General features: G+C 63.8%; 1 protein-coding gene. It reads left to right on the top strand.

What is annotated here, in order from left to right:
- Positions 1 to 439 (top strand): MATE family efflux transporter (locus tag GYA94_RS26270; RefSeq protein ID WP_255327002.1); only part of this gene is annotated, 439 nt, incomplete at both ends.

Below are 439 nucleotides of genomic sequence, written 5' to 3'. Positions count from 1 at the left end.
CTGCTCAATGGCCTGCTGCTGACCGCCTATGCGCTGGATGGGCTGGCGCATGCGGTGGAGGCACTGTGCGGCCACGCCATCGGTGCCGGTGATCGCCTCACCTTGCGCCGCTCCCTGGTGGTGGCCTGCGGTTGGTCACTGATCACCAGTCTCGGGTTTGCCGGGATGTTCCTGCTGGGTGGGCACCTGTTCATCGATCTGCAGACCGACATCGACAGCGTCCGCGCAGCCGCTTACCCGTACTTGCCTTACCTGGCGTTGCTGCCATTGATTGCGGTGTGGAGTTACTTGCTGGACGGTTTGTTCATCGGCGCCACCCGCGCGCGGGAGATGCGCAATGCGATGCTGGTTTCGGTGCTGATTGCGCTGCCGGTGGCGGTGGCCATGAGCGGGTTTGGCAACCATGGCCTGTGGTTGGCGTTTCTCGGGTTCATGGGGT

It is taken from the genome of Pseudomonas juntendi, from assembly GCF_009932375.1.
Classification (GTDB): domain Bacteria; phylum Pseudomonadota; class Gammaproteobacteria; order Pseudomonadales; family Pseudomonadaceae; genus Aquipseudomonas; species Aquipseudomonas juntendi.
The sequence above is the reverse complement of the archived record's forward strand: the minus strand, read 5'-3'. Positions and strand labels throughout refer to the sequence as shown.